At 29.9% G+C, this 5,058-nt stretch carries 5 protein-coding genes, 2 tRNA genes and 1 other annotated feature; all 7 genes read left to right on the top strand.

The annotated features are described in order from the left end of the window. The first annotated feature begins 49 nt into the window (after nucleotides 1-49). Nucleotides 50-126: transfer RNA gene (locus CPAL_RS07435), tRNA-Ile, on the top strand. A gap of 3 nt (nucleotides 127-129) precedes the next feature. Then, nucleotides 130-205: transfer RNA gene (locus CPAL_RS07430), tRNA-Ala, on the top strand. A gap of 94 nt (nucleotides 206-299) precedes the next feature. Continuing rightward, entirely contained in the window at nucleotides 300-794 is a 495-nt protein-coding gene (locus tag CPAL_RS07425; RefSeq protein ID WP_061859185.1) for an HDIG domain-containing metalloprotein, read from the top strand. Between the two features lie 14 nt (nucleotides 795-808). Next, the gene (locus CPAL_RS07420) at nucleotides 809-1,321 is read left to right on the top strand and encodes a transcription repressor NadR (protein WP_061859184.1); all 513 of its coding nucleotides are present in this window, start codon (nucleotides 809-811) and stop codon (nucleotides 1,319-1,321) included. Between the two features lie 344 nt (nucleotides 1,322-1,665). Further along, nucleotides 1,666-3,054, top strand: coding sequence for an NAD(P)/FAD-dependent oxidoreductase (locus tag CPAL_RS07415; protein ID WP_061859183.1), 1,389 nt, complete (start codon nucleotides 1,666-1,668; stop codon nucleotides 3,052-3,054). 48 nt (nucleotides 3,055-3,102) lie between these two features. Further along, nucleotides 3,103-3,333, top strand: coding sequence for a DUF1667 domain-containing protein (locus tag CPAL_RS07410; protein ID WP_061859182.1), 231 nt, complete (start codon nucleotides 3,103-3,105; stop codon nucleotides 3,331-3,333). Between the two features lie 52 nt (nucleotides 3,334-3,385). Further along, nucleotides 3,386-3,583, top strand: a binding site (T-box leader). 66 nt (nucleotides 3,584-3,649) lie between these two features. Next, on the top strand, nucleotides 3,650-4,930 hold the full coding sequence (gene serS / locus CPAL_RS07405; RefSeq protein ID WP_061859181.1) for a serine--tRNA ligase: 1,281 nt from the start codon (nucleotides 3,650-3,652) through the stop codon (nucleotides 4,928-4,930). Nucleotides 4,931-5,058: the final 128 nt, after the last annotated feature.

Here is a 5,058-nt window from a genome sequence, read left to right as displayed (position 1 = left end):
ACTGCACTGGAGACGGTGTGGAAGAGTAGGTCGCTGCCAGGTAAAACATGGATCTTTAGCTCAGTTGGTTAGAGCAACCGGCTCATAACCGGTTGGCCCGGGGTTCGAGTCCCTGAAGGTCCACCATATGGGGGTATAGCTCAGCTGGGAGAGCACCTGCCTTGCACGCAGGGGGTCAAGAGTTCGAATCTCTTTATCTCCACCAAAAAAATCAGTCTTATTTAAGACTGATTTTTTATTTTTTTGTCAAATTATAATATAAAATATGTTATTATATTATTAAGAAAAGAGGGGGTAATTTGAATTTATTATATAGAATAAAACAATTTTTTTGGGGTATTACTGCAAGAGTAAGTTTAGAAGATATAGAATTTGTGAAGGAGTATTTAAATAAAGATGAATTAAATTTATTCATTAAATTAGAAGTATATGATCAAGCTCACTGTATAAGAACAGCCAAGGAAGTAAAGCGTATTTATTTAGAAAAAAAAATGAGCAATGATTTTCTTGTAAAGGCTGCATTATTGCATGATATAGGTAAGGTTGAAGGTAAATTAAGTTTAATAGATAAATCTATATTAGTAATATTAGATAGACTAACCAAAGGAAAGATAAAAGAATTTAAAAACTTCAAAAAAATAGATATGTACTACAATCACCCAGCTAAAGGGTATAATATATTAAAAAAATTTGATTATGATGATAGGTTTTTATACTTGATTAGAAATCATCACAATAAATCAATAAAAGATAAAGAACTTGAAGTATTAATAAAATGTGATTCTATGAGCTAGGTAGGTGGAATTATATGGATTCAAAGGCTAGACGAGAGTATATAAAAAAGGTATTAAATAATGCAGTGAAACCTAAAAAGGGACAGGAACTAGCTGAAGAGTTAGGTGTTACTAGGCAAGTAATAGTTAAAGACATTGCTATTTTAAGAGCTAGTGGAATTGACATAATTGCTACACCAGAAGGATATATGCTTTCTAAAAAAGAAAAAAATGATATTGAAAGAATAGTAGCAGTAAATCATAGCCGTGAGGAAATAAAAGATGAATTAGAGATTATTGTTAAGTATGGAGGAATTGTTAAGGATGTGGTTGTTGAACATTCATTGTATGGAGAAATTAAAGCTATGTTAATGCTTAAAACTCTTTATGATGTTCAGAGTTTTGTTAATAAGATAGAAGCTTATCAAGCAGAACCTTTATCGTCCTTAACAAGAGGAGTACATTTACATACTATAGAAGCAGAAAATGAAAAAGATATGGAGAAGATCATACACGACTTAAAAAGTAAAGGATATCTTATTGAATAAAAGCATAAGCCTTGTAAGTAAATATTCATATACACAATAAGGAAGATATATATTAGGATTTTGCAAGAATAATTCTATTATGTATCTTTTTTATATGTTTATATATTTTTTAGTGTGGCTTAGATTATAATTTCAATAGGCAAAATATCAATAATTATAATAAAAAATTAAGAAAAAACACAAAAGTATCTCCCATACACACAAATCATTCGTTATAATTTAAATTGGCAAGATTACATTGTATATTTTAATGTAAATAATATGCAATTATTTTAAAAAGGATTATAATATATTGGGATGATTATTTAATTTTATATTGTAAGCCTATGTAGGAGGATTTATATATGGACTATGATGTGCTTATATTAGGTGGGGGATTAATAGGCTGTGCTGTGGCCTATGAGTTATCAAAGTATAGTTTAAATATTGCGCTTATTGAGAAAGATTATGATATAGTGGATGATGTCACATTAATTAATTCAGCTATAATATATGATGGAATTCAATGTGAAAATAATATTATGTCTAAGCTTCAGCTTATGGGAAATAATATAATACAAGATTTGGTTAGTAAATTTAATTTACCTTATAAAAAATGTGATTCTATAATAATTGCTCAAAATGAAAAGCAAAAGAATTATCTCGAAAAAGTGTATGAAAGAGCAATTAAAAGAGGTGTTCCTAATATAGCTCTTTTAAAAGGAAGAGATGTTTATAACTTAGAGCCAAATTTAAATTTGGATGTGAAGAATGCTATATATTCTCAAAACACAGGTGTAATCTGCCCTTATGACTTAGGAATATCATATGGAGAAATCGCTTTTGATAATGGAGTATCTTTTAAGTTAGAAGAGATTGTTGAGGATATAAAGAAAATTAACAGAGGATTTAAGGTAGTTACAAATAAAAATAAGTTTACTTGTAGAATGGTTATAAATACTACACCAGAAGACTATAATATAGATGGGTTCAAAGAAAGCCATAATAAAAATGGATATTTAAAATATTTTCTAATTGAGAAGGGATTTAAAGGAAATTTTAATAATATAATATTTACCTATAATGAAAATGATGAAGTTATATATGGACATTCTACTGTACAAGGTAATTATATAGCTGCTGTAAAAACTAAAGATGATATAAGTTATGAAGAATGTTATAAAAAAGTAAGCTCTTTAATTCATGGGCTAACTCCTGATGATATAAATAGTTTTTATGAATCTGAATTTTACGATGGTTTTATGGCTATTGATGATAGCTTAATAGATAAAGGATATATAAAAGTTACAGGTAAAAATTTTGCAGAGGTTACTATGGCACCATCTATTGCTAAGATAATTCGAGAGACTGTAGAAAGTAATTTAAAGTGCAAATTAAAAAGCGATTTTAATGATAAGCCGAGGGAAATATATAGATTTAGAGAGATGACAAATGAAGAGAGAAGTAAAATTATCAGTTTAGATAAAAGGTACGGAAAAATAGTGTGCACATGCAATAAGGTAACAGAAGGAGAAATTTTAGATGCTATTAGAAGGCCTTTAGGGGCTAGAACTGTAGAGGGAATAAAAAGAAGAACTGGAGCATGTGCAGGAAGCTGCAAGGGCGCACAGTGTACCAATAAAATAATTTCCATTTTAGCTAGAGAAACAAATAAAAAAATGACAGATATAGTAAAAGATTCGAAAAATTCTAAGATACTGCTAAATAGGATAAAGGAGTTTGATGAAATATAGAGTATAATTAAACTTAAATGATATTTGATTTAGGAAGGTGTAAGTATAATGAAGGATTGTAAGAAGGTTTTTACTTCTCTTGTAAGAATAAAAGGATCAAAAAACGCAGTAGTTCCAGTAAAAAGTAGTGCACCTATAGATAAAAATTTGTTAATAGAGTGTTCAAAGGCAATAAGCAGGATTCATGTAGGTGCACCTATAAAAAGTGGAGATATTATTTGCAGAAATATATTAAATACAGGTGTAGATATAATATGTACTAAAACAATATGTAATTAAATATTTATTGACAAATTGTAGGATTATGACTATAATTAATAAAAAAATAATATTTAAACCTTTGAAGAGAATAGTAACATAATATGTGGTTGAAGAGAGTGGATGGCTGGTGAAAATCCATACCATGTATTTTGTGAATCCGCCTCTGAATAGGGATTGTGATGAGCAATACGGTAAATCCGTTAAATTTGTAAGTGGACCTATTATTAGGTCAAATAGGGTGGCAACGCGGAGTCTTTTCGTCCCTACATTTAGTGTAGGGGAAAAGGCTTTTTTGTTTATATAAAATGTAAAAAGTACTAGGGAGGAGACACGAATGTTAGATTTAAAAAGAATAAGAAATAATCCTGAAGAAGTAAAAAGATTAATGAAAGGCAGAGGAGAAGATTTTGATTCTAAATCAATAGATGAATTATTGGAGCTAGATGAAAGAAGAAGACAAATTTTAGTAGAAGTTGAGCAACTAAAGAACAAGAGAAATAATGAGTCAGCACAGATTGGAAAGCTAAAAAAAGAAGGTAAAGATGTAAGTGGTGTAATGGCTGAAATGAAAAAGCTTTCTGATAAGATTAAGGAATATGATGTTGAGCTTAGTGAAGTAGATGAAAAAATAAAGTATATTTTATTGAGAATACCTAATATTCCAAATCCAAACGTACCAGATGGAGAATCAGATGAAGATAATGTTGAAATTAGAAAATGGGGAGAGCCAAGAAAGTTTGATTTTGAATCAAAGGCTCACTGGGATATAGGAGTAGATTTAGGAATATTAGATTTTGAAAGAGCAGGTAAAATAGCTGGTTCAAGATTTACAGTATATAAAGGATTAGGTGCAAGACTTGAAAGAGCTATTATAAGCTATTTTTTAGATGTGCATACAACAGATCATGGATATACTGAAATATTACCACCATACATGGTAAATAGAGATAGCATGATAGGAACAGGTCAGCTTCCTAAGTTTGAAGAGGATGCATTTAAAGTTGAGAATAATGGATACTTTTTAATTCCAACAGCAGAGGTTCCTGTAACAAACTTATATAGAGATGAAATATTAAATGGAGATGAACTTCCAATAAAACATGTAGCATATAGTGCATGCTTTAGAGCAGAAGCAGGATCTGCAGGAAGAGATACTAGAGGACTTATACGTCAACATCAATTCAATAAAGTTGAGCTTGTTAAATTTACAAAACCAGAACAATCTTATGAAGAACTAGAAAAGTTAACTAACGATGCTGAAGAAGTTCTACAAGGATTAGGATTGCCTTATAGAGTGGTTAGAATATGTAAGGGAGACTTAGGATTTACTGCAGCACTTAAATATGATATAGAAGTATGGATGCCAAGTTATAACAGATATGTCGAAATATCAAGCTGTAGTAACTTTGAAGATTTCCAAGCAAGACGTGCTAACATAAGATATAAAGAAAATTCAAAGTCTAAGCCAGAATTTGTTCATACTCTAAATGGTTCTGGAGTTGCAGTAGGAAGAACTGTTGCTGCAATATTAGAAAACTACCAAAATGCAGATGGAACAGTAACAATTCCAGAAGTATTAAGACCATATATGGGAAATATAGAAGTTATAAAATAAAGGTTCATTGTATAATCAAATGCAATAGATAAAAAAGAAAAACCATAGTGAGAAAATCATGTATAATTGTTTTTGACAAGAAAACAAAACATGAGGTGCTCACTATGGCTCGAAATAATTGTAACACA

The organism is Clostridium thermopalmarium DSM 5974 (genome assembly GCF_002995795.1).
Lineage (GTDB): Bacteria > Bacillota > Clostridia > Clostridiales > Clostridiaceae > Clostridium_H > Clostridium_H thermopalmarium.
The sequence above is the reverse complement of the archived record's forward strand: the minus strand, read 5'-3'. Positions and strand labels throughout refer to the sequence as shown.

Bases quoted from the DNA above. Each gene is read 5' to 3' on its own strand.
- CPAL_RS07410 (WP_061859182.1), top strand. From the start codon at position 3,103: ATGAAGGATTGTAAGAAGGTTTTTACTTCTCTTGTAAGAATAAAAGGA.
- serS (WP_061859181.1), top strand. From the start codon at position 3,650: ATGTTAGATTTAAAAAGAATAAGAAATAATCCTGAAGAAGTAAAAAGA.
- CPAL_RS07415 (WP_061859183.1), top strand. From the start codon at position 1,666: ATGGACTATGATGTGCTTATATTAGGTGGGGGATTAATAGGCTGTGCT.
- CPAL_RS07420 (WP_061859184.1), top strand. From the start codon at position 809: ATGGATTCAAAGGCTAGACGAGAGTATATAAAAAAGGTATTAAATAAT.